This is a genomic window from Pseudomonas sp. NPDC087697 (assembly GCF_044743155.1).
Classification (GTDB): domain Bacteria; phylum Pseudomonadota; class Gammaproteobacteria; order Pseudomonadales; family Pseudomonadaceae; genus Aquipseudomonas.
The window spans coordinates 50,703-73,913 of the sequence record NZ_JBIUVW010000029.1; the positions used below are offsets into that span (position 1 = coordinate 50,703).

Annotated in this window: 20 protein-coding genes; 10 read left to right on the forward strand and 10 right to left on the reverse strand. The window is 59.9% G+C overall.

Annotated features, from left to right (window positions below):
• Positions 1–56: 56 nt before the first annotated feature.
• The 8 genes from ACIPIN_RS19065 to bioB form a co-directional block, all read right to left on the reverse strand.
• Complete coding sequence (locus tag ACIPIN_RS19065; protein WP_401120920.1) at positions 57–1,346, reverse strand: GGDEF domain-containing protein; 1,290 nt, start codon at positions 1,344–1,346, stop codon at positions 57–59.
• Between the two features lie 221 nt (positions 1,347–1,567).
• Positions 1,568–3,373: a phenylacyl-CoA dehydrogenase gene (locus ACIPIN_RS19070; RefSeq protein ID WP_401120922.1), complete on the reverse strand. Its 1,806-nt coding sequence runs from the start codon at positions 3,371–3,373 to the stop codon at positions 1,568–1,570.
• A gap of 276 nt (positions 3,374–3,649) precedes the next feature.
• On the reverse strand, positions 3,650–3,946 hold the full coding sequence (locus ACIPIN_RS19075) for a pyrroloquinoline quinone biosynthesis protein PqqE (RefSeq protein ID WP_401120924.1): 297 nt from the start codon (positions 3,944–3,946) through the stop codon (positions 3,650–3,652).
• Between the two features lie 107 nt (positions 3,947–4,053).
• Positions 4,054–4,734, reverse strand: a complete 681-nt coding sequence (gene bioD, locus ACIPIN_RS19080) for a dethiobiotin synthase (protein WP_401120926.1) — start codon at positions 4,732–4,734, stop codon at positions 4,054–4,056.
• Positions 4,734–5,543, reverse strand: a complete 810-nt coding sequence (gene bioC / locus ACIPIN_RS19085; RefSeq protein WP_401120928.1) for a malonyl-ACP O-methyltransferase BioC — start codon at positions 5,541–5,543, stop codon at positions 4,734–4,736. The genes bioD and bioC overlap by 1 nt, the downstream gene beginning before the upstream one ends.
• The gene (locus ACIPIN_RS19090) at positions 5,536–6,267 is read right to left on the reverse strand and encodes an alpha/beta fold hydrolase (RefSeq protein WP_401120930.1); all 732 of its coding nucleotides are present in this window, start codon (positions 6,265–6,267) and stop codon (positions 5,536–5,538) included. Before ACIPIN_RS19090 ends, bioC begins: the two co-directional genes overlap by 8 nt.
• Positions 6,260–7,438, reverse strand: coding sequence for an 8-amino-7-oxononanoate synthase (gene bioF / locus ACIPIN_RS19095; protein WP_401120931.1), 1,179 nt, complete (start codon positions 7,436–7,438; stop codon positions 6,260–6,262). Before bioF ends, ACIPIN_RS19090 begins: the two co-directional genes overlap by 8 nt.
• Positions 7,439–7,565: 127 nt before the next feature.
• Entirely contained in the window at positions 7,566–8,621 is a 1,056-nt protein-coding gene (bioB, locus tag ACIPIN_RS19100; protein ID WP_059407420.1) for a biotin synthase BioB, read from the reverse strand.
• Between the two features lie 90 nt (positions 8,622–8,711).
• On the opposite strand from bioB, the gene ACIPIN_RS19105 reads away from it, so the two are divergent.
• From ACIPIN_RS19105 to rarD, 5 genes are all read left to right on the forward strand, one after another.
• Positions 8,712–9,452: a ComF family protein gene (locus ACIPIN_RS19105; RefSeq protein WP_401120933.1), complete on the forward strand. Its 741-nt coding sequence runs from the start codon at positions 8,712–8,714 to the stop codon at positions 9,450–9,452.
• Between the two features lie 60 nt (positions 9,453–9,512).
• A complete protein-coding gene (locus ACIPIN_RS19110) occupies positions 9,513–10,277 on the forward strand; it encodes a TOBE domain-containing protein (RefSeq protein ID WP_401120951.1) in 765 nt (254 codons plus the stop codon).
• Positions 10,278–10,384: 107 nt separating this feature from the next.
• Positions 10,385–12,286 carry a PhoX family protein gene (locus tag ACIPIN_RS19115; RefSeq protein ID WP_401120934.1) on the forward strand — a complete coding sequence of 634 codons (1,902 nt, stop codon included), beginning with the start codon at positions 10,385–10,387 and terminating at the stop codon, positions 12,284–12,286.
• Positions 12,287–12,490: 204 nt separating this feature from the next.
• Entirely contained in the window at positions 12,491–13,465 is a 975-nt protein-coding gene (locus ACIPIN_RS19120) for a serine/threonine protein kinase (protein WP_401120936.1), read from the forward strand.
• Positions 13,466–13,645: 180 nt separating this feature from the next.
• Entirely contained in the window at positions 13,646–14,533 is an 888-nt protein-coding gene (gene rarD / locus ACIPIN_RS19125) for an EamA family transporter RarD (protein ID WP_401120937.1), read from the forward strand.
• 225 nt (positions 14,534–14,758) lie between these two features.
• On the opposite strand, the gene ACIPIN_RS19130 is transcribed toward rarD, so the two are convergent.
• A complete protein-coding gene (locus tag ACIPIN_RS19130) occupies positions 14,759–15,277 on the reverse strand; it encodes a glycine cleavage system protein R (protein WP_401120939.1) in 519 nt (172 codons plus the stop codon).
• A 474-nt stretch (positions 15,278–15,751) separates the two neighbouring features.
• On the opposite strand from ACIPIN_RS19130, the gene ACIPIN_RS19135 reads away from it, so the two are divergent.
• Positions 15,752–17,944, forward strand: a complete 2,193-nt coding sequence (locus ACIPIN_RS19135) for a malate synthase G (RefSeq protein ID WP_401120941.1) — start codon at positions 15,752–15,754, stop codon at positions 17,942–17,944.
• A 147-nt stretch (positions 17,945–18,091) separates the two neighbouring features.
• On the opposite strand, the gene ACIPIN_RS19140 is transcribed toward ACIPIN_RS19135, so the two are convergent.
• On the reverse strand, positions 18,092–18,538 hold the full coding sequence (locus ACIPIN_RS19140) for a response regulator (protein ID WP_401120942.1): 447 nt from the start codon (positions 18,536–18,538) through the stop codon (positions 18,092–18,094).
• A gap of 246 nt (positions 18,539–18,784) precedes the next feature.
• On the opposite strand from ACIPIN_RS19140, the gene ACIPIN_RS19145 reads away from it, so the two are divergent.
• From ACIPIN_RS19145 to ACIPIN_RS19160, 4 genes are all read left to right on the forward strand, one after another.
• Positions 18,785–20,725 carry a putative nucleotidyltransferase substrate binding domain-containing protein gene (locus ACIPIN_RS19145; protein ID WP_401120943.1) on the forward strand — a complete coding sequence of 647 codons (1,941 nt, stop codon included), beginning with the start codon at positions 18,785–18,787 and terminating at the stop codon, positions 20,723–20,725.
• Positions 20,722–21,429, forward strand: coding sequence for a PolC-type DNA polymerase III (locus tag ACIPIN_RS19150; RefSeq protein ID WP_401120944.1), 708 nt, complete (start codon positions 20,722–20,724; stop codon positions 21,427–21,429). Before ACIPIN_RS19145 ends, ACIPIN_RS19150 begins: the two co-directional genes overlap by 4 nt.
• Before the next feature lie 195 nt (positions 21,430–21,624).
• Positions 21,625–22,143, forward strand: a complete 519-nt coding sequence (locus ACIPIN_RS19155; RefSeq protein ID WP_401120945.1) for an RNA polymerase sigma factor — start codon at positions 21,625–21,627, stop codon at positions 22,141–22,143.
• A complete protein-coding gene (locus tag ACIPIN_RS19160; RefSeq protein ID WP_401120946.1) occupies positions 22,140–23,114 on the forward strand; it encodes a FecR domain-containing protein in 975 nt (324 codons plus the stop codon). The genes ACIPIN_RS19155 and ACIPIN_RS19160 overlap by 4 nt, the downstream gene beginning before the upstream one ends.
• The last annotated feature ends 97 nt before the right edge of the window (positions 23,115–23,211 follow it).

Consider the following 23,211-nt stretch of genomic DNA (forward strand, 5'->3'; position numbering starts at 1 on the left):
CTGCCGCGAACCACCCCGAACAATCACAGTCCAGACGCTGAATGCGCCATCATCACTCAACCCGTAGCGCCGTCCATGCGCACCGCGCCACGGCGGCTTTGGCCGAATGCCATCACGCAGTTTCGCCCCGCACCCTTGGCGCTGTAGAGCGCCTGGTCTGCGGATTTCAAGACTTCTTCCGGGGTCCGCTGTTCCAGTCGCTCGGCGACACCAATGCTCACCGTGACCGAAACGCTTGAGGCGCCAGACCCTGCACGGCGTTGCCGACCTTGCTGGTCGTCTTGCGGACGGTTGTCCTGATTGCGCAACTGAATGTCGTACGTGGCAATCGACTCACGGATGACTTCCAGGTGTGGCATGCACTCTTCGAGGGTTTTCGCGGCGAATACCAAGGCGAACTCCTCACCCCCGTAACGATACGCCCGGCCACCACCGCCGATCTTCGACAGCTTGCTGGCCACCAGCCGCAACACCTGGTCGCCAACGTCGTGACCGTGGGTGTCGTTGAATTTCTTGAAATGGTCGACGTCGCTCATGGCCAACACATAGTTGCGACCCAGACGCTGCATGCGCTCGTTCAAGGCGCGACGCCCCGGCAAGCCGGTCAGCTCATCACGAAAGGCCATTTGATAGGCTTCGTGGGCAACCGCCGCCGCAATCATCAACATCACCTGGCTGCACATGATGTTCAGGGTGAACGGCAGGATGAAGGTCTTGGGCAACATCCAGAACAACCCGAGCAAGCCCACCAATTGCGCCGCATGCAAGGGCCGTGGGTTGCGAAAGTACTGATACGCCAACAGCAGAAAAGACGCGAAGAACACCGGATAGGACAACTGGATCAAACTCATCCACGCACCGTGCAGCGCAGGCCAGCGTATTTCCGACAGCCATATCAACAACGTCTGTGGGTAACTTTGCTCAAGCCCCAGTGCAACACTGCCGAATGCCAGCAGTACGGCGAAGCGCGCGACCATGTCCTGAAACAAGTGGGTGCGTTCCTGCCAAGCGGCAAAGAGCCCGTACAACAAGGGCAGCAGCAAACAACAGAGATGGAAAACCACCGCCGCGTCGTCACGCACCTTGCCATAATCGCGGTAGTAATCGGTTTGGGTGACGAGCAGGAAATAGGCGATGTACACCGTGACCATCAGAAACAGTTCACGTTGACGTCGGTAAACCGCGCAGTACGAACCGCCAAGCAACAGCACCAAAGTCGGCAGCACGTTGAACAGTGAGGTGAAGAAGACGTTGAGATCCTTGACGTAGGCAGCCGCAAGCCCCGCAAGCAACAACAGTAATGAGGGCAAAAAGTGACTGAGACGTACAGCGGAAGAACGCGGCAAGGGTAGAGCTCCGGCCCGGCATATCAATGGATGGCATTGTGCCTGCATTCCTGGCAGTTAAGCACATGCAATGTGACGCGCATCACACTGCACACTCTTTAACGGCAGCAAAAGCGTTCTACTTAGCGTTTTAGTCGGGAATATTTACAGCTGTTTGCGCCGGGCACAAAAAAGCCGCTGCTCCCGAAGAAGCAGCGGCTTTTTGAAGGGCTGCGCGGGACTTAGTAGCCCAGTGCGAAGTCTTCTTCTTTCATGTCCATCAGGTTGTTAGCGCCCGACAGCATGGTAGCAACGTGCGTGCGGGTACGCGGCAGGATGCGCTGGAAGTAGAAGCGCGCAGTCTGCAGCTTGGCGGTGTAGAACGCCTCTTCGGAGGTGCCGGCAGCCAGTTTCTCGGCAGCCAGGCGCGCCATGTCAGCCCAGAAGTAGGCAAGGCAGGCGTAACCGGAGTACATCAGGTAGTCCACCGACGCTGCGCCGACTTCTTCGCGATCTTTCATCGCGGCCATACCGACCTTCATGGTCAGCTCGCCCCATTCCTTGTTCAGTGCAGCCAACGGCTCGACGAACTCTTTGACCGCTTCGTTGCCTTCGTTGGTCTGGCAGAACTTGTGGACGATCTTGGTGAAGCCTTTCAGAGCCTCGCCTTGAGTCATCAGCACTTTGCGGCCCAGCAAGTCGAGTGCCTGGATACCGGTGGTGCCTTCGTACAGCATGGAAATGCGGCTGTCGCGAACGTTCTGCTCCATGCCCCACTCGGCGATGAAGCCGTGGCCGCCGTAGATCTGCACGCCGTGGTTGGCGGATTCAAAACCGACTTCAGTCATGAAGGCCTTGGCGATCGGAGTCATGAAAGCCAGCAGTGCGTCGGCTTTTTTCTTCTCTTCTTCATCCACGCCGTACTTGACGATGTCGACCTGCTTGGCAGTGAAGTAAACCATCGCACGGTTGCCCTCGGCGAATGCCTTCATGGTCAACAGCATACGACGTACATCAGGGTGAACGATGATCGGGTCAGCCGCCTTGTCCGGCGCTTTCGGGCCAGTCAGGGAACGCATTTGCAGACGATCGCGAGCGTATTTCAGACCGCCCTGGAAACCGATCTCGGCGTGAGCCAGACCTTGCAGAGCCGTACCCAGACGCGCGGTGTTCATAAAGGTGAACATGCAGTTCAGGCCTTTGTTCGCCGGGCCGATCAGGAAACCGGTGGCCGCGTCGAAGTTCATCACGCAGGTGGCGTTACCGTGGATACCCATTTTGTGTTCCAGGGAACCACAGGTCACGGCGTTGCGTGCACCGATGCTGCCATCCGCGTTCGGCATGAACTTTGGAACGATGAACAGCGAAATGCCTTTGGTGCCAGCAGGCGCATCCGGCAGGCGAGCCAGAACGATGTGGACGATGTTGTCGGCCATGTCGTGTTCACCGGCCGAGATGAAGATCTTGGTGCCGGAAACTTTGTAGGAGCCATCAGCCTGAGGCTCGGCCTTGGTACGCAGCATGCCGAGGTCGGTGCCGCAGTGCGGTTCGGTCAGGCACATGGTGCCGGTCCATTCGCCGGAGACCAGTTTGGTCAGGTAAGCCTCTTGCTGCTCAGGCGTACCGTGCTCGGAAATGGTGTTCATCGCGCCATGGGACAGGCCTGGGTACATGCCCCACGACCAGTTGGCTTCGCCGACCATTTCGCTCACGGCCAGACCCAGAGACTCCGGCAGGCCTTGGCCACCGTGCTCTACGTCGTGAGCCAGACTTGGCCAGCCACCTTCGACGAATTGTTTGTAGGCTTCTTTGAAGCCAGTCGGAGTCTTAACGCCGGACTCGCTCCAGGTACAGCCTTCGGTGTCACCCACGCGGTTCAGCGGAGCCAGCACCTGCTCACAAAACTTGGCGCCTTCCTCGAGAATGGCGTCAACCATGTCCGGGGTAGCGTCCTGGCAAGCCGGAAGGCTCTGATAGTGCGCTTCGTAGCCGAGCAGTTCGTCACGAACGAAGCGAATATCACGCAAGGGGGCCTTGTAGTCAGGCATAGCGATAAACCTCTGCTGATGTAACCGGGAATGAACGACCGCAATGATTTGTTGTGACGGTCAAACAGTTGTTTGAAACATACGTTTACGCCGAAATCTTGTCAAGCGTCGATCTTTTGCCGTTCGTCATGACCCACGTGAATAGCGCGCACGCAAAGGCTCGCAGCCGGTGCGCAAGGCAACAAACCGTGTAGGAAAGATTAGTTGAACGAGAAGGGCATGCCCGATAGAACACCGGGCCAATGGCGGCGTTCAGGCAAAAGGTTCAGCGAGGAATCAAGCGAAAGTATCGATCAACGTACCGAGCATTTCGTCAGAAGCCTTGGCGACTTTGACGCCCAGTTCTGCCTGGATCTTGCCTTGGGACATGTCGACCATATTACTGGCCAGGTCTGATTGCTGGCTGCGATCGACCGAGCGCAGTCGGTCGACTTGAGCTTCGGAAGACTGGCTGGTGGCGGAGCGTTCGACAGTGGTGTTGGCAATCTGGCTGGCAGCCTGATCGACACGGTTCTGCCCAGACTGAATAGTACTCAGACCGGCATAAAAAGCGCTGCTTCCCGAGATTTCCATGGGACAACTCCACCCTGCAAAGGATAAACAGCGCTCATTGAACCAGAGACACCGACAAAAGGCCCGACAAAAACACTAATGGCACAGTGCCTTGTCATAGGCAAAATCTAGTCGAGCAAATCCAGTTGAAGATACTCTGCCACCGCTTCTGCCGTGACCAGCTTGAGTTTTGGCACCCGCCCCAAACACGGTGCTGGCAGGCGCTCAGCCAGCGTGGCCAGGTTCTCTTCCAGCCGAGAAGTCTTGGGCTCAATGATGTTGGCCACCCAACCCGCCAGTTGCAAACCATCCCGGGCAATCGCCTCGGCCGTCAGCAACGCATGATTGATGCAGCCCAGACGCACACCAACTACCAGGATCACCGGCAAATCCAGCGCCATCGCCAGGTCCGAAAGATTGTCCTGATCTGCCAGCGGTACCCGCCAGCCACCCGCACCTTCGATCAAGGTGAAATCGGCCTGCTTGTCCAACACGTGCCGCATTGGCGCGAGCAACGACTGGACTGTCAGCGCGATACCCGCCTCACGTGCAGCCAGATGCGGCGCGATTGCCGGTTCGAAGGCCACTGGATTGACCTCGGCATAGGTCAACGGCAACGAGCATTGCGCCAACAGCGCCAGCGCGTCGGCGTTGCGCAAACCTTTGGGCGTCACCTCGCAACCAGACGCCACGGGTTTACCGGCCGCCGTGCTCAACCCCGCCAACCGCGCGGCGTGCAACAAACCGGCGGCAATAGTGGTCTTGCCGACGTCGGTGTCGGTGCCAGTGATGAAATAGGCTGCGCTCATTAGGGCTTCTCCAACACGGCGTAGACCACCTGATAAGTCGCGGGCAGTCCTTGCGCCTGACGAAACTGCTCGTAGGCGTCGATCAAACCCATGATCCGCGCCCGGCCTGTCAGCCCGCCCGGCCGACCAGGATTGAGATTATGCGCGCCCAAGGCCTTGAGTTCGTGAGTCAGACTACGCACATCCGGATAATGCAGCACGTGCGCAATACTTTGCAGACTGATCACATTCAAGCCACTGGCCGCACACAACTGTTGATATGTACTGAACTCGCGGAAGCGGTTGACGTGCACCAGACCATCGACCTGACGCCAACTGTCGCGCAATTCATACAGTGTACCCACGCAGAGACTAGCAAACGCCAACACACCACCAGGTTTGAGTACCCGATAAGCCTCGCTCAGCACCGCCCTGAAATCGGCGCACCACTGCACCGCAAGGCTGGAAAACACCAGATCGCAACTTGCGTCCTGCAACGGCAAGCGCTCGGCATCGCCAGCAATGAAATGCGTCGCACCACCCAAGGGCCGTGCGTGATTGAGCATGCCTTCCGCGATATCCAGCGCCAGCCCTTCGCTGGCATTGAATCGCTCAGCCAGCGCACGACTGAAATACCCCGTGCCACAGCCCAGATCCAGCCAGCGAACCGGCGATCGATCAGCAGGCAAACGCCCCAACAGTTCACTGCCGACATCCCGCTGCAATTCGGCAACGCTGTCATAGCTGGCCGCTGCTCGGGAAAAGGATGCCGCGACCTGACGCTTGTCGGGCAAGCCACCGGGCAGGTTGGGAAGGGATAAATCAGTCATCACCGGACTCATGCAAAAAGGCCTGGATAGCCCCCGCCACACCGTGGGGGTCTTCCAGAATAAACGCGTGACTGGCCTGTTCAATCAGACCAATTTCGACATCAGGGAGTAACGCCAGCAGCTCACCAGCGGCTTCGGCCGGGACCAACCCGTCGAGCCCGGCGAACAGATGCAACTGCGGACCACGAAAGGCCTGCAAGGCTTGCCGATTGTCCAGTTGCGCAAGCACTTCCAACCCGCTCATCAACACCGTCGCCGGAGTATTCGGCGCACCCGCAAGCAGCAGACGCGACAGCCCGCGCGGGTCTTCGGCACCTTGGGCGCAGAGCAGGCTAAAGCGCTTGAGGGTCATGCGCGGGTCAGTACGGCACCCGTCCAGAAACGCATCGAAAGTCTCGCCCGGCATGGCGCTCGACCACTCGGCATGCGCCACAAAAGAAGGGTTGCTCGCCAGCGTCAGCAAGCCGCAGCAGCGGTCGCCACGTCGAGCCGCCAGCTCAGAAGCGAGCATCCCGCCGAGCGACCAGCCGCCGAGCCAGGCATCTTTGGGCAGGGTTGAGTCCAGCTCGTCGAGCCATTCTTCGAGGTCACCCGACTCCAGCTCCGGCAGCGGCTCGATTTCGACACGCAGGTGTTCGTCCAGCCCCTGCAAGGCCGCTGCCAGTGGCTCCAGCGGCGAAATGCCAAGCCCCCAACCGGGCAATAGAATCAGACGATTACGCATGGTTCGGCTCCGCTCCCAACTGCTGAAAACAATCGGCCAGACCGTCTAACAATAGCTGCACCTGCGCCTCGCTGTGCGCCGCCGTCAGGGTCACGCGCAAACGTGCGCTGCCGGCTGGCACGGTCGGTGGGCGGATGGCGGTCACCATCAGTCCGCGTTCACGCAGCATCTGCGAAAAACGCACAGCGCGCCCGGCATCGCCAATCATGATTGGCTGGATCGGCGTAGAGCTGTCCATCAACTCAAGACCAATCTGTTCAGCGCCTTTTCGGAACTGGCGGATCAGTACGTTCAAATGCTCGCGGCGCCAATGTTCGCTGCGCAGCAACTCAAGACTTTTCAGGGTTGCGCAGGCCAGGGCCGGTGGCTGGCTGGTGGTGTAGATGTACGGCCGAGCAAACTGGATCAGGCTTTCAATCAGGTCATCACTGCCAGCGACAAATGCTCCCGCGGTGCCGAAGGCTTTGCCAAGGGTACCGACCAATACCGGCACATCCTCCAGACTCAAACCGAAGTGCTCGACGATCCCGCCGCCATTGGCGCCCAACGGACCAAATCCGTGGGCGTCATCGACCATTAGCCACGCGCCTTTGGCCTTCGCCTCCCGAGTCAGCGCCGGCAGGTCGGCGATGTCGCCGTCCATACTGAACACCCCGTCGGTCACCACCAGCGTATTGCCGGTGGCCTTCTCCAGACGTTTGGCCAGACTGACCGCATCGTTGTGCAAATAGCGATTGAAGCGCGCCCCCGACAACAACCCGGCATCCAGCAATGAGGCGTGATTGAGCCGGTCTTCGAGCACCGTATCGCCCTGCCCGACCAACGCGGTAACGGCGCCCAGGTTAGCCATGTAACCGGTGGTAAACAGCAGCGCACGCGGGCGGCCAGTGAGATCGGCCAAGGCTTCTTCGAGCGCGTGATGCGGGCCGCTATGACCGATCACTAGGTGCGAAGCGCCGCCACCGACACCCCAACGGGCGGCACCGGCACGCCAGGCTTCGATCACTTGCGGATGATTGGCCAGGCCCAGGTAGTCGTTATTACAGAACGCCAACAATGGCTGGCCATCGACCACCACTTGCGGACCTTGTGGGGTCTCAAGCAAGGGACGCTGGCGATAGAGGTTTTCGGCACGACGGGCAGCGAGACGCGCGCTGAGATCGAAAGACATGCAGACCTCGCGATTAAAAAATGAACATCGAACCCCCGTAGGAGCTGCCGCAGGCTGCGATCTTTTGATCCTGGAAAGTCAAAATCAAAAGATCGCAGCCTGCGGCAGCTCCTACGAGGAGGCGCGGTCAGACAGCGGCGTTATAGAACTGCTCGCTGCTTTTCTGTTCGACCAGCGCTTGCTCGATGGCCGCCTGATGCACTTCGTCGGCGTGCTCTTCGCGCGCTTCCGGCAAGATGCCGAGGCGCGAGAACAGTTGCATGTCCTTGTCGGCCTGCGGGTTGGCAGTCGTCAGCAGTTTGTCGCCGTAGAAAATCGAGTTGGCACCGGCGAAGAACGCCAGGGCTTGCATTTGCTCGTTCATGGCTTCGCGGCCAGCAGACAGGCGCACGTGGGATTGCGGCATCAGGATACGGGCAACGGCGAGCATGCGGATGAAGTCGAACGGGTCGATATCGTCGGCATTTTCCAGCGGCGTACCGGCGACTTTCACCAGCATGTTGATCGGCACCGACTCCGGGTGCTCTGGCAGGTTGGCCAGCTGGATCAGCAGGTTGGCGCGGTCGTCGAGGGACTCGCCCATGCCGAGAATACCGCCCGAGCAGATCTTCATCCCCGACTCACGCACGTACGCCAGGGTTTGCAGGCGCTCGCTGTAAGTACGGGTGGTGATGATGCTGCCGTAGAACTCAGGCGAGGTATCAAGGTTGTGGTTGTAGTAGTCGAGGCCGGCGTCTGCCAACGCAACGGTCTGGTCCTGATCGAGACGGCCGAGGGTCATGCAGGTTTCCAGGCCCATGGCCTTCACCCCTTTGACCATCTCCAGCACATACGGCATGTCTTTGGCCGACGGATGCTTCCAGGCGGCGCCCATGCAGAAACGGGTCGAACCGATGGCCTTGGCGCGGGCAGCCTCTTCGAGGACCTTCTGCACTTCCATCAGTTTCTCTTTTTCCAGACCGGTGTTGTAGTGACCGGACTGCGGACAATATTTGCAATCTTCCGGGCAAGCGCCGGTTTTGATCGACAGCAGGGTCGACACCTGGACGCGATTGGCGTCGAAGTGCGCGCGGTGCACCGTCTGCGCCTGGAACAACAGGTCGTTGAATGGCTGAACGAAGAGTGCTTTGACTTCAGCCAAAGACCAGTCATGACGCAGGGTTGCAGTGGTGCTGGCGCTCATGGGCGTTTCCTTGTTTATGCTTGGCAAGCGGCTGCGGAACGGAATATCCACAGACGCGACACGGATGTTCGGCATATTTAAGGAAGAGCTATGCGCTGTCAACCACGATACGTAGGACCGGTCTACATCTGGTTAAACAATATACAACTTTGTTTGCTTTGTTCAGAGTCGGCCGATGGCACCACGCCAATCTGCACCCCGTGTGAAACCGAGTTGCCCTGGCTTGGCGATCATTGCCAGGTCTGCGCCCTGCCCTTGCCGGTGGCCGGCCTCACTTGCGGCCAGTGTTTGAAGGATCCACCGGCCTTCGAGCAGGTCATCGCGCCCTGGACCTACAGCTTCCCGCTCGACAGTTTGATCACTCGTTTCAAGCATGCGGCAAAGTGGCCATATGGTCGCTTGCTTGCCGAACTTCTTGCGCAATCCCTGCAACATCGCTTCGATGAAGGCCTCAAACGCCCCGACGCATTGGTGCCGGTGCCCTTGGCCCGCAAACGGCTGCGCGAGCGGGGTTACAACCAGGCGGCGATGCTCGCCCGCTGGCTCAGCGACGGCTTGAAGATCAACTGCGATGAAAACCTGTTGCTACGCACCCAGGACACCACGGCGCAACAGGATCTGGACGCCAAGGCGCGCAAACAGAACCTGCTCAGAGCCTTCGCACTCACGCCGGGAGCGCAGATTGAGGGTCGCCACCTGGCGCTGGTCGACGACGTGCTGACCACCGGCGCCACCGCGCAAAGCCTGGCCCGCTTGCTGATCCGCGCTGGCGCGGCGCGGGTCGACGTTTATTGCCTGGCGCGCACACCAAAACCCGGGGAGTTGACTTGACTCTCACGCCCCAAGCCGCCAACGTCAAAATCCATGACCACCAGCTTGCAGCCCCTCACCATGTCCTTGCCCACATTGTTGTCCCAGCACATCGTCCGTCGTCCGCAGCGCATTGCCTTGCTGCAACACATTGCCGAACAGGGCTCGATCACCCGCGCCGCGAAAAGCGCCGGGCTGAGTTACAAAGCGGCGTGGGACGCAATCGACGAGCTGAACAATCTGGCGCAAAAACCACTGGTGGAGCGCAGCGTCGGCGGCAAGGGCGGCGGTGGCGCAAAGCTGTCCAGTGAAGGTGAGCGGGTGCTGCGACTTTATCAGCGCCTGCAAGCCTTGCAGGCACAGGTGCTGGAAGCCGCCGAAGACGCCAGTGACCTCGACCTGCTCGGACGCCTGATGCTCAGGACCAGCGCGCGCAATCAGTTGCATGGCAAGGTTGCAACCATCGACTCACAGGGCCGCAACGATCTGATCAGCCTGGAGCTGGCCGAGGGGCTGATCATTCAGGCACAAATCACCCACGACAGCACGCGGCGACTGGAGCTGGAAACGGGTACTGAAGTGGTGGCGCTGATCAAGGCCGGCTGGCTCGATTTGCTCGGCGCAGATCAACCCGCAATACCCGGACACAATTGTCTGAAGGGCACTGTCGAGGAGATTCTCGACGCCGAAGATGGCCCCAGTGAAGTCAGAATCGCCCTGCCCAATGGTCAGACGTTATGCGCCCTGGCCGAGCCGCTGCACCTGAGAACCCTGGGTTTGAGCGCCGAAAAAGCCGTCCAGGTCCAGTTCTCGCCCTCCAACGTTTTGCTCGGCACACCGCTCTGACTCAAGCCAGCTGCTACAGATTGGCGGCGTCCCTCAGACGCGCAACTGCAACATTTGTGTCATAGACGCTCCCTAAGGTGACTGCAAAAACCAGCAGGGAGCCTGATGTGAGCCTATTAGAAGAAAACCAAGCCACCGACCTCGAAAAGATCGTCGGCCTCAGTCGTCGTGGTTTTATCAGTGCTGGCGCCCTTTGCGGTGCGGCGATGTTCCTCGGTGGCAACCTGCTGAGTCGCAGCGTGCTGGCTGCCAGTGTCAGCGCAGGTTCGAGCAAACTGCTTGGCTTCGACAGCATTGCGGCGGCCACCAGCGACACCATCACCTTGCCGCCGGGTTACAAATCCTCGGTGCTGATCAGCTGGGGCCAGCCGCTGCACCAGAATGGCCCGGCCTTTGACCCGAGTGGCAATGGCAGCGCCCAGGCTCAGGAAGTCCAGTTCGGCGACAACAACGACGGCATGAGCCTGTTCGCCTTCCCCGGTGATCAAAACCGCGCGCTGATGGTAATCAACAACGAATACACCAACTATCGCTACCTCTACGCCCACGGCGGCATGCCGCAGTCGGCCGAAGAAGTGCGCAAAGCGCTGGCCAGCGAAGGCGTGTCGGTGATCGAGGTACAGCGCAAAAACGGCCAATGGCAGTTCGTTCAGGGCTCGCACTACAACCGCCGAATCCACGGCAACTCGCCGCTGCTTTTGAGCGGCCCGGCCGCTGGCCATGAACGGATGCAAACCGCCGCCGACAAGGCCGGTAAGCAAGTGTTCGGAACCTTTCAGAACTGCGCTAACGGCAAGACGCCGTGGGGCACTTATCTGACCTGCGAAGAGAATTTCACCGACTGCTTTGGCAGCAGCAATCCCGAGCACAAATTCGACGCTGCACAAAAACGCTATGGCGCATCGGTCGCCAGCAAAGAGATCAACTGGCATCAGCACGACCCACGTTTTGACCTGACGAAAAACCCCAACGAACTCAACCGCCACGGCTGGGTGGTGGAAATCGACCCGTTCGACCCGCAATCGACTCCGGTCAAACGCACCGCCCTGGGCCGTTTCAAACACGAGAACGCGGCCCTGGCCGAGACGCACGACGGTCGCGCGGTGGTGTACATGGGCGACGATGAGCGCGGTGAGTTCATCTACAAATTCGTCAGCCGCGACAAGATCAATCACACAAACCCCAAGGCCAACCGTGACCTGCTGGATCACGGCACGTTGTACGTCGCACGTTTTGATGCAGGTGATAGCAACCCTGACCATCCAAAAGGTCAGGGTCAGTGGATCGAGTTGACTCACGGCAAGAACAGCATCGACGCCAGCAGTGGTTTTGCCGATCAGGCCGAGGTGCTGATTCACGCACGTCTGGCCGCCAGCGTCGTCGGGGCCACGCGCATGGACCGCCCGGAATGGATAGTCGTCAGCCCGCAAGACGGCCAGGTCTATTGCACTCTGACCAACAACGCCAAACGCGGTGAAGATGGGCAACCGGTAGGCGGGCCGAACCCGCGGGAGAAAAACGTCTACGGGCAAATTCTGCGCTGGCGCACTGATCGCGACGACCACGCGTCGCTGACATTCGCCTGGGATCTATTCGTGGTAGCGGGCAACCCGAGCGTGCACGCCGGGACAGCGAAAGCCGGCTCGTCGAACATCACGCCACACAACATGTTCAACAGCCCGGATGGTTTGGGCTTCGACAAGGCCGGTCGGCTGTGGATTCTCAGCGACGGGGACTACAGCAACGCCGGGGATTTCGCCGGCATGGGCAACAACCAGATGCTCTGCGCCGACCCTGCGACCGGTGAAATCCGCCGCTTCATGGTCGGCCCGGTGGGCTGCGAAGTGACCGGGATCAGCTTTTCGCCAGACCAGAAGACCTTGTTTGTCGGGATTCAGCATCCGGGGGAAAACGGTGGGTCGACCTTCCCCGAGCATTTGCCCAATGGTAAACCGCGTTCCAGCGTGATGGCCATTTCGCGGGCAGACGGCGGGATAGTCGGCGCCTGATCGGGCCCCATCGCGGGCAAGCCTTGCTCCTACAGATTTGCGTGAACAGAGAATGACGCGAACGACATATGACTGTAGGAGCAAGGCTTGCCCGCGATGGCGTCAGCAAGATCAACACTCATCCCAAGCCCAACCACTAAAGTCGCTCCGTCTGCGCTACCATGTTTGGCCGGACGCGGCAGCCTGCTGCGCGCAGGAGTCAGCATGTCTCACCCGTTTGAAACACTTACCCCCGATCTGGTGCTCGATGCCGTAGAAAGCATCGGCTTTCTCAGCGACGCCCGCGTCCTTGCGCTCAACAGCTATGAAAACCGTGTCTATCAGGTTGGCATTGAAGATGGCGAGCCGCTGATTGCCAAGTTCTACCGTCCGCAACGCTGGACCAACGCCGCCATTCTCGAAGAGCACCGCTTCACCTTCGAACTCGCCGAGTGCGAGGTGCCGGTGGTTGCGCCGATGATTCACAACGGTGAAAGCCTGCACGAACACGCCGGGTTCCGCTTCACCCTGTTCCCTCGTCGTGGCGGCCGTGCGCCGGAACCTGGCAATCTTGATCAGCTCTACCGTTTGGGCCAATTGCTTGGCCGTTTGCACGCGGTTGGCGCCACCCGCCCCTTCGATCACCGCGAAGCGCTGGGCGTAAAAAACTTCGGTCATGACTCACTGACCACCCTGCTCGAAGGCAACTTCATACCGCGCAGTTTGCTGCCAGCCTACGAGTCGGTCGCCCGTGACCTGCTCAAGCGCGTGGAAGAGGTCTACAAAGACACACCACACCAGAACATCCGCATGCACGGCGATTGCCATCCCGGCAACATGATGTGCCGTGACGAGATGTTCCATATCGTCGACCTCGACGACTGTCGCATGGGGCCGGCGGTACAAGACCTGTGGATGATGCTTGCCGGTGATCGTCAGGAATGTCTCGGTCAGTTGTCGGAACTGATGGACGGCTACAGCGAGTTCCACGACTTCGACCCACGCGAACTGGCGCTGATCGAGCCACTGCGCGCCTTGCGCCTGATGCACTACAGCGCGTGGTTGGCGCGGCGCTGGGATGACCCGGCGTTCCCCCGCAGTTTCCCTTGGTTCGGCAACGAACGTTATTGGGGCGACCAGGTGCTGGCGCTGCGTGAACAACTGGCGGCGCTCAACGAAGAACCGTTAAAACTCTTCTGATCCCCTCGGACCTGTAGGAGCAAGGCTTGCCCGCGATGAACGATGACGTGGTCTTTCAGATTAACCGCGTTGAACCTATCGCGGGCAAGCCTTGCTCCTACAACAGCATTCAGGCACGACACAGGCAGACAAATCTACTTACAATCACCGCTTTGTTAGCTGCCTAAGCAAGGATTCTGCATGCAAGCCGCCAACCCGCGTCGCGGGTACATATTGGGCCTGAGTGCCTACATCATCTGGGGATTGTTCCCGCTCTACTTCAAAGCCATCGCCGACGTACCTGCCGTGGAAATCATCATCCACCGGGTCCTCTGGTCGGCGCTGTTCGGCGCCTTGCTGCTGATGGTCTGGAAGCACCCGGGCTGGTGGCGTGAACTGCGCGAGAACCCACGGCGGCTGGCAGTTCTCGCGCTGAGCGGCACGCTGATCGCGGCAAACTGGCTGACCTACGTCTGGTCGGTGAACAACGGACGCATGCTCGAAGCCAGCCTTGGTTACTACATCAACCCGCTGGTGAACGTGCTGCTGGGCATGTTGATCCTGGGCGAACGGCTGCGACGCCTGCAGTGGTTCGCCGTCGGGCTGGCCACCGTTGGCGTCGCGCAACAGGTCTGGCAAGTCGGCAGCCTGCCGTGGGTGTCGCTGGTGCTGGCGCTGACCTTCGGTTTCTACGGATTGATCCGCAAACAGGCTCCGGTCAAAGCGCTGCCCGGACTGGTGGTGGAAACCTGGATGCTGGTGCCGATTGCCCTTGCCTGGATGCTCTTCAACCCGACAGCCACCAGCGCACAAGCGGCGTTCTGGAGCACTTCCGAAGCGTGGTGGCTGGTCGCCGCCGGTCCGGTAACGCTGGTGCCGTTGGTCTGTTTCAACGCCGCAGCACGGCATCTGCCCTACACCACCCTCGGCTTCCTGCAATACCTGGCGCCGACGCTGGTGCTGCTGCAGGCCGTACTGCTGTTCGGCGAGCACCTATCGTCCACCACGCTGGTGGCCTTCATGTTTATCTGGGCCGGTCTGGCGGTTTACAGCGTCGACGCCTGGATGAGTTTGCGCCGTCGCCGCTGATCAAAAAACGCACAAACCCTTGCAGGCCACGGCCGACGTGGCCTGCAAGCATCAGCCCCAAGGTTATCCACAGCGTGATCCCCGCCGTTTGTGCACAAGCCCTTGAAACTGCTGGTTTTTTGAACAATCTCTGAAGAGGGCCGGCCGACGTGGGCTGGCGGCGTGTCTCTACAGGTTATCCACAGGCGGGTGCACGCTTTACTTGGATAACCTTTCCCCCTCGCCTTATAGCTCGCTGCGCAGCACCAACTCCACCATCAAATCATCGGCCAGGGTTTCCAGCCGTGACTGCAACACGTCAAGGGACAACGTCAGCGGCACCGCAAGAATCGCTTCGGCGTGGAACAACGGCTCGCTGCTCATCGGCGCCGGACGCACATCGGTCACCAAGCGTTCAAGGTTAACCCCCTGTTCACTCAGCAAACGAGTGATGTCACGCACAATCCCCGGCCGGTCGTTACCCACCAGCTCCATGGCAATCGGCTTCCAGGTGCAGGATTGCTCGATACTGCTTTCGGCGATCAGCACCCGAATCCCTTGAGCGGACAAGGCCTGAAGTGCATCGACCAGTTCGTCATAGCCCTCGGCCGGCACGCCAACCCGAAGGATCCCGGCAAACTGCCCGGCCATCCGCGACATGCGGCTCTCCAGCCAGTTACCGCCATGCTCGGCGATGCATTGGGCGATGCGCTCGACCTGGCCAGGCTTGTCCGGGGCAAATACGGTGAGTACTAGGTGGTCCATGGCGCAGCCCTCTTGTCATGACTTTTGTTATAGAAAGGCAAGTATAGGCAAGGGACCCGATTCAGCGCGGTGCCACAAAAACCAAAGCCCCATAGCAGTGCATTCAATATTATGTGTACAAGTTTTTAGATTTATCTGGAACAATCCAATAGTTTTTTGAGAACATCCCGTTCCCCGGCGTGACCGCAATGCGTCATGGGGTCGCAGAACGACGTAATTAGTCTAATTTTCACAACCGCAATTCATCATGTAGTATGCCGCAGCGCGCACTACATAACGTTGGATCGATGTCTGCCCAGGCGCCATCGCAACCCTCAAAGCCCCGTCAGCAAGGCGCTACGCCGTTGATTGGAACCACCCAGCCGCCAGCAATGGCATGTACTGGTAGAGGGGTTTGTGGTTTAAATGGCCAGAGGCTTCATTGTCAAATTGAAGAGCTGAAAAGCGAAATAGCTGAGCAGAGTGAGGCAAGCAATGACTGAACACGTTCAAGTCGGTGGCCTGCAGGTCGCCAAAGTCCTGTTCGACTTCGTGAACAACGAAGCCATTCCCGGTACCGGCCTCACCGCCGATAAGTTCTGGGCCGGTGCCGACAAGGTCATTCACGACCTGGCGCCGAAGAACAAAGCCCTACTCGCCAAACGCGACGACCTCCAGGCGCGTATCGATGCCTGGCACCAGTCCCGTGCAGGTCTTGTGCACGACGCTGCGGCCTATAAAGCCTTCCTGCAAGACATCGGTTATCTGCTGCCAGAAGCGGCCGATTTCCAGGCAACGACGCAAAACGTCGACGACGAAATCGCCCGTATGGCCGGTCCACAACTGGTGGTTCCAGTGATGAACGCCCGCTTCGCCCTCAACGCCTCGAACGCCCGCTGGGGTTCGTTGTACGACGCGCTGTATGGCACTGATGCCATCAGCGAGGCCGACGGCGCAGAAAAAGGCAAAGGCTACAACAAGGTTCGCGGCGACAAGGTTATCGCCTTCGCCCGCGCCTTCCTCGACGAAGCCGCGCCATTGGCGGCCGGCTCTCACGTCGATTCCACCGGCTACAAGATCGTTGACCGCAAACTGGTGGTCGCCCTTAAAGGCGGCAGCAACTCGGATGTGAAGAGCTCTGGCCTGCGCAACGATGCACAGCTGATCGGCTTCCACGGCAACGCAGCGGCACCGACCGCGATCCTGCTGAAAAACAACGGTCTGCATTTCGAAATCCAGATCGACGCCAGCACACCGGTCGGCCAGACCGACGCCGCCGGCGTCAAAGATGTGCTGATGGAAGCCGCGCTGACCACCATCATGGACTGCGAAGACTCCGTTGCCGCCGTCGATGCCGATGACAAAGTGGTGATCTACCGCAACTGGCTCGGCCTGATGAAGGGCGATCTGTCGGAAGAAGTCGCCAAGGGCGGCAAGACCTTTACCCGCACCATGAACGCCGACCGCACCTATACCGCCCTCGACGGCAGCGAACTGAGCCTGCACGGTCGCTCGCTGTTGTTCGTGCGTAACGTTGGCCACTTGATGACCATCGACGCGATCCTCGACAAGGACGGCAACGAAGTGCCGGAAGGTATCCTCGACGGCCTGATCACCAACCTCGCGGCGCTGCACAGCCTCAACGGCAACACCACCCGCAAGAACAGCCGTACCGGCTCGGTCTACATCGTTAAACCGAAAATGCACGGTCCGGAAGAGGCGGCGTTCACCAACGAGCTGTTCGGTCGCATCGAAGACGTGCTTGAGCTGCCACGCAACACCCTCAAAGTCGGCATCATGGACGAAGAGCGGCGCACCACGATCAACCTCAAGGCCTGTATCAAGGCTGCCAGCGAGCGTGTGGTGTTCATCAACACCGGCTTCCTCGACCGTACCGGCGATGAAATCCACACCTCCATGGAAGCGGGCGCGATGGTGCGCAAGGCCGACATGAAGGCTGAGAAGTGGATCGGCGCCTACGAAAACTGGAACGTCGACATCGGTTTGAGCACCGGCCTGCAAGGTCGCGCGCAAATCGGTAAGGGCATGTGGGCCATGCCCGACCTGATGGCCGCCATGCTTGAGCAGAAAATCGCTCACCCATTGGCAGGCGCCAACACCGCTTGGGTACCTTCGCCAACCGCCGCGGCGTTGCACGCGTTGCATTACCACAAGGTCGACGTGTTCGCCCGCCAGGCCGAACTGGCCAAGCGCGCGCGTGCGTCGGTAGACGATATCCTGACCATCCCGTTGGCCAGCAACCCCAACTGGACGGCGGAACAGGTCCAGAACGAACTGGATAACAATGCTCAGGGCATCCTCGGTTATGTGGTGCGCTGGATCGACCAGGGCGTGGGCTGTTCGAAAGTGCCGGACATCAACGATGTCGGCTTGATGGAAGACCGTGCGACGCTGCGTATCTCCAGCCAGCACATCGCCAACTGGCTGCGCCATGGCATCGTCAGCGAAGCCCAGGTGCTGGAAACCCTCAAGCGCATGGCGCCAGTGGTTGACCGCCAGAATGCCAACGACCCGCTGTACCGTCCGCTGGCACCGAACTTCGACAGCAACATCGCCTTCCAGGCGGCGGTCGAACTGGTGATCGAAGGCACCAAACAGCCGAACGGCTACACCGAGCCGGTCCTGCATCGTCGCCGTCGCGAGTTCAAGGCTGCCAATGGCCTGTGAATAGGCGCTGACGCTGGATAAGAAAAGGCTCTGATCGGAAGATCAGGGCCTTTTTTGTAGATCAAAAGATCGCAGCCTTCGGCAGCTCCTACGGGATGACCGCGTACCCATGTAGGAGCTGCCGCAGGCTGCGATCTTTTCAGCAGCTCACATATCCATCCCCAGTTCATGCTTGACCAGGGCCAGCAGCTTTGGGGTATCAATGGGTTTGAGCAAAAAATCCACCACGCTCAAATGCATGGCATCGATAACGTCACGGGCGTCAGCGTCACCGGAAACAATGATGACTGGCAAAGCCGCCCGTTCCGACTCCCGGACCTTGCTGACCAGCTCCAGACCGTCGAGCCGCTGCATCCGCAGATCAGTGATGAGCAAACCGATCGACTTGTTCGAGTCCAACAGTTTGAGTGCGCTTTCACCACTGGCTGCTGTCATGCAGCGGATGCCGTCCAGAGCAAGAATCTCCGAAAGCAGCTCCCGCGCGTCCTTGTCATCATCGACGATCAGCACACGCTGTGCTGGCAAATCCGGTTCGAGCATGACCGCATTCAGCGCTTCACGCTCGGCATCGCTCAAAATATCGTGGTCGGACATAGGCTTCTCTACATGTTCAGATCAATCCCCTAGCACCATAGTCGGACATCGCTAAGCAGAGCTCAAATGTGCGCTTCGTCGGATAGTTTTCCAAGTGGGCCAACCAGCGGTTTTGCGCACCTATAGCGTAGGGCATTTCCGAAACCTCGCTTCGTGTACCTAGACTTACGTCCAATGGGCACTCTGCGCGCGGGGGCCGACCATGGCAGGTACTCCGACAACAACAAATCGAAAAAGACTGCGGTAATGGTTATGAGTAAAGCGGATGCCTTCACCCAGGCAGGGAAAACCGCGGTGTTGCAGAACATCCAGGGCACCTTGCAGTTCCTTCAGCGTTTCCCGCCGTTCAATCACATGGAACACGCGCACCTGGCCTACCTGGTCGAACAATGCCAATTGCGCTTCTACGGCCCCGGCGACAGCATCATCAAGCCCGCGGATGGACCGGTTGAGCACTTTTACATCGTCAAGCAAGGCCGAGTGGTCGGCGAACGTCCGCATACAGCCAAGGGCGGCACCGAAACCACCTTCGAAATCACCACCGGCGAGTGTTTCCCCCTTGCCGCACTGCTGGGTGAGCGCGCGACCCGCACCGAACACCTGGCCGCCGAAGACACCTTTTGCCTACAGCTGAACAAGCTGGCCTTCATCAAGCTGTTCGCCCTTTCCAGCACGTTTCGCGACTTTGCCCTGCGTGGCGTCAGCAGCCTGCTTGATCAGGTCAATCAGCAAGTCCAGCAAAAAGCCGTGGAAACCCTCGGCACCCAGTACTCGCTCAATACCCGCCTCGGCGAATTGGCCATGCGCCACCCCGTGACCTGTAGCCCAATGACCCCGCTGCGTGAAGCCGTGACCCTGATGCACGAGCAACAGGTCGGCAGCATCGTGGTGGTCGATGAACAGAAGGCCCCGCTGGGGATTTTCACCTTGCGCGACTTGCGTCAGGTAGTCGCCGACGGCACCAGCGACTTCAGCCAGTCCATCGAGCGGCACATGACCCAGGCGCCGTTTTTCCTGACGCCGGACCACAGCGCGTTCGATGCGGCCATTGCCATGACCGAGCGGCACATTGCTCACGTCTGCCTGGTGAAGGACCAACGGCTGTGCGGCGTGGTTTCGGAACGCGACCTGTTTTCCCTGCAACGCGTCGATCTGGTGCACCTGGCACGAACCATTCGCAGCGCACCACGGGTAGAGAACCTGGTGGCGATGCGCGGTGAAATCGGCCAACTGGTTGAACGCATGCTCGCTCACGGCGCGTCCTCGACCCAGATCACCCACATCATCACCTTGCTCAACGATCACACCGTTTGCCGGGTCATCGAGCTAACCCTGGCAGATAAAGGCGACCCCGGCATCCCCTTCAGCTGGTTGTGTTTCGGCAGCGAAGGCCGCCGTGAGCAAACACTGCACACCGACCAGGACAACGGCATTCTCTTTGACGCGCGCAATGCGGCGCATGCAGCCGAGATTCGCAGCAAGCTGTTGCCGATTGCCCAGCAGATCAACCAGAGCCTGGCGCTCTGCGGCTTTGCGCTGTGCAGGGGCAATATCATGGCCGGCAACCCCGAACTGTGTTTGTCCCGTGCCGAATGGGCGCGCCGTTTCGCGGCGTTTATCCGTGAAGCAACGCCCGAGAATTTGCTGGGGTCGAGTATCTACTTCGACCTGCGGGTAGTTTGGGGCGATGAGCAAGGCTGTGAACAATTGCACCGCGCGATACTCGATCAGGTGGCGGACAATCGGCTGTTCCAGCGCATGCTGGCCATGAATGCCCTGCGCCAACGCCCGCCCGTTGGGCGTTTCCGCGAGTTCGTGCTGGCGAAAAAGAACGGTGAAAAAGCCACCCTCGACCTGAAAGTCCAAGGGCTGACACCTTTTGTCGACGGTGCCCGGCTATTGGCGCTGGCCAATGGCATCGGGGTCAACAATACCCTGGAACGCTTTCGTCAACTGGTGGCCAAACAAGTCATCGATCCGCTGGACGGTGCCGCCTATGAGGAGGCCTACCACTTCATCCAGCAAACCCGCATGCAGCAACATCAGCGGCAGACCCGCGAGAACTTGCCCTATTCCAATCGGGTCGATCCGGACAGCCTGAATCATCTGGACCGGCGAATCCTGCGTGAATCCCTGCGACAAGCCCAACGCCTACAAAGCAGCCTGACCCTGCGGTATCAGTTATGAAGCTGTTTTCCTGGTTGCGCCCCGCAGGTCCGACGTTGACGGCCGCGCAGCAACAACGTCTGGATCAACTGCCGAGTGCCCCGATGTTGGGCGAGTGCAGCCTGCGCGAGCAACGCTGGGTGGTGGTCGATCTGGAAACCACCGGGTTGAACCTGAACAAGGACGTGGTGCTGTCGATCGGCGCCGTGGTGATCGAAGACGGCGCCATCGATTTCAGTCAGCAGTTCGAGCGAACCTTGCATCGCAGCGAGCATAAACTCGGGCCGAGCGTGCTGCTTCATGGCCTGGGGCCGAGCGCGATTGCCGCTGGCTGCGATCCGCTGGACGCCTTGCTGGACTTCATGGAATTTGTCGGTGACAGCCCATTGCTGGCTTTTCATGCGCCGTTCGACCAGCACATGCTCGGTCGCGCCTTGAAGGACAGCCTGGGTTATCGCTTGCAGCACCCGTTCCTCGACGTAGCCGACATGGCGCCGCTGCTTTGCCCGCAAGCCAACATCCGCGAAGCCGGGCTGGATGACTGGATCGGCTGGTTCAAGTTGCAGGTCTTCGAGCGCCACAACGCCAGCGCCGATGCCATGGCCACCGCCGAGTTGGCGTTGATCCTGTTCAACCGCGCGCGGACGCAGCAGATTCACAGTCCGCTGAACCTGCAACAGCGGTTGAGCCAGTGGAAACGCCGGCAGCAAAGTCATTCCTTCTAGGTTTTCAGCGTCTGTTCCGACGCCTTCGCGAGCAAGCCCGCTCCCACAAGAGCTCCGCATTACCTGTGGGAGCGGGCTTGCTCGCGAAAAACGATGACGCGGTCCCCCGACCAACGCCAATTGCGCCTGTCCATTGCCTCTGTCACAATCGCGAACAATTCTCGTTAGTTAATGTTTCCCAATCGGTAATGCCCCTTGTCGTCAGTCCAAAACCCTCACAGTGAGCTCGTTGGTGCGTTGTATCGCGACCATCGCGGTTGGCTATTGGCGTGGCTGCGGCGCAACGTGGCCTGCCCGTCCCGGGCTGAAGACCTGAGTCAGGACACCTTCGTACGTCTGCTCAATCGCGAAGAACTCAAAGCGCCCCGTGAACCTCGGGCGTTTCTGGTGGCCATCGCCAAGGGCCTGCTGTTCGACTATTTTCGTCGCGCGGCGCTGGAACAGGCCTACCTCACCGAACTGATGCTGATTCCCGAAGGCGAACAACCTTCGATCGAAGAGCAGCAACTGATCCTCGAAGACCTCAAGGCCATCGACCGCCTGCTCGGCAAACTCTCGAGCAAGGCTCGCGCAGCCTTCCTCTATAACCGCCTCGACGGCCTCGGTCACGCCGAAATCGCCGAACGCCTTGGCGTCTCCGTACCGCGCGTGCGGCAGTATCTGGCGCAAGGTATTCGCCAGTGTTACGTGGCCCTGTACGGCGAGCCGGTATGAATCAGGTCAGTTCAAAACCGGTCTCGGCGCAGGTGCTCGACGCCGCCATCGCCTGGCAACTGTCACTCGACTCTGACAGTGGCAACCCGGTGGAACGTGAAGAGTTCGCCAAGTGGCACGCTGCCGATGAAGAACACGCGCGTGCCTGGCGGCAACTGGGCATGCTCGATCAGCGTTTCAACGTCGCCAGCGGTCCGGCGCGCGCGGCTTTGCTGCAATCGCGTGAAGGTATTCGGCGTCGCGTGCGCAAGCTTGGCAGCGGCGTGGCCAGCGTGCTGTTGTTTATCGGGTTGGCGCTGTTTGCCGGTGAGCGCTTTCTGCCCATCGACTATTGGCTGGCCGACCATCGCACCGCGACGGGCGAGCAGCTTACGTTGCACCTGGCCGACGGCACGCTGATCAACCTCAACACCCACAGCGCGCTGGATGTGCGTTTCGATGAGAAACAGCGACGGATCTTTCTTCGGGAAGGCGAAGTCCTCATCGAAACCGGTCACAACGACGCCCGGCCATTCATCGTCGAAACCCGCGACGGTGATATGCGCGCACTCGGCACGCGGTTCCTGGTCAAGCGCGAGGACGAAGGCACGCGACTCAGCGTGTTGAAATCGGCGGTGGCGGCGCGGCCGCAGTCCAGTCCCGACGAACAGGTTCTTCATGAAGGCCAGCAAGTGCTGATGCGCCGGGACAGCCTCGGCCCGCTGGCGACGCTCAATTCCAGCGCCGACGCCTGGACCCGCGGCATGCTGGTGGTGGACAACGTACGACTGGAAGACCTGGTCCACGAACTCGGCCGCTATCGTCCTGGCCATCTGGGGGTCGCGTCAGACATCGCCGACCTGCGCATCACCGGCAGCTTCCCGCTGCACAACACCGACCTTGCGCTGACCGCCCTGCTGCCAACCCTGCCGGTGCAGATCGAACGGCACACGTCGTGGTGGGTGACGGTCGTGGCGAAGACCGCTCCTTAAAGGATCGCAGCCTGCGGCAGCTCCTTGTATCTCGACTATCGCTCCGTCAGGAGCGATAGTTCTCGACTGATCATCGAGGGAGGGACCTGGAAGCCGC

What these genes read in the sequence shown, in the direction of transcription:
- ACIPIN_RS19105 (WP_401120933.1), top strand. Translation starts at nt 8,712, where the DNA reads ATGCGCTGTCAACCACGATACGTAGGACCGGTCTACATCTGGTTAAAC.
- bioC (WP_401120928.1), bottom strand. Translation starts at nt 5,543, where the DNA reads ATGACTGATTTATCCCTTCCCAACCTGCCCGGTGGCTTGCCCGACAAG.
- bioB (WP_059407420.1), bottom strand. Translation starts at nt 8,621, where the DNA reads ATGAGCGCCAGCACCACTGCAACCCTGCGTCATGACTGGTCTTTGGCT.
- ACIPIN_RS19140 (WP_401120942.1), bottom strand. Translation starts at nt 18,538, where the DNA reads ATGTCCGACCACGATATTTTGAGCGATGCCGAGCGTGAAGCGCTGAAT.
- ACIPIN_RS19145 (WP_401120943.1), top strand. Translation starts at nt 18,785, where the DNA reads ATGGTTATGAGTAAAGCGGATGCCTTCACCCAGGCAGGGAAAACCGCG.
- ACIPIN_RS19135 (WP_401120941.1), top strand. Translation starts at nt 15,752, where the DNA reads ATGACTGAACACGTTCAAGTCGGTGGCCTGCAGGTCGCCAAAGTCCTG.
- ACIPIN_RS19070 (WP_401120922.1), bottom strand. Translation starts at nt 3,373, where the DNA reads ATGCCTGACTACAAGGCCCCCTTGCGTGATATTCGCTTCGTTCGTGAC.
- ACIPIN_RS19160 (WP_401120946.1), top strand. Translation starts at nt 22,140, where the DNA reads ATGAATCAGGTCAGTTCAAAACCGGTCTCGGCGCAGGTGCTCGACGCC.
- ACIPIN_RS19150 (WP_401120944.1), top strand. Translation starts at nt 20,722, where the DNA reads ATGAAGCTGTTTTCCTGGTTGCGCCCCGCAGGTCCGACGTTGACGGCC.
- bioF (WP_401120931.1), bottom strand. Translation starts at nt 7,438, where the DNA reads ATGTCTTTCGATCTCAGCGCGCGTCTCGCTGCCCGTCGTGCCGAAAAC.
- bioD (WP_401120926.1), bottom strand. Translation starts at nt 4,734, where the DNA reads ATGAGCGCAGCCTATTTCATCACTGGCACCGACACCGACGTCGGCAAG.
- ACIPIN_RS19090 (WP_401120930.1), bottom strand. Translation starts at nt 6,267, where the DNA reads ATGCGTAATCGTCTGATTCTATTGCCCGGTTGGGGGCTTGGCATTTCG.
- ACIPIN_RS19075 (WP_401120924.1), bottom strand. Translation starts at nt 3,946, where the DNA reads ATGGAAATCTCGGGAAGCAGCGCTTTTTATGCCGGTCTGAGTACTATT.
- ACIPIN_RS19130 (WP_401120939.1), bottom strand. Translation starts at nt 15,277, where the DNA reads ATGGACCACCTAGTACTCACCGTATTTGCCCCGGACAAGCCTGGCCAG.
- rarD (WP_401120937.1), top strand. Translation starts at nt 13,646, where the DNA reads ATGCAAGCCGCCAACCCGCGTCGCGGGTACATATTGGGCCTGAGTGCC.
- ACIPIN_RS19120 (WP_401120936.1), top strand. Translation starts at nt 12,491, where the DNA reads ATGTCTCACCCGTTTGAAACACTTACCCCCGATCTGGTGCTCGATGCC.
- ACIPIN_RS19110 (WP_401120951.1), top strand. Translation starts at nt 9,513, where the DNA reads ATGTCCTTGCCCACATTGTTGTCCCAGCACATCGTCCGTCGTCCGCAG.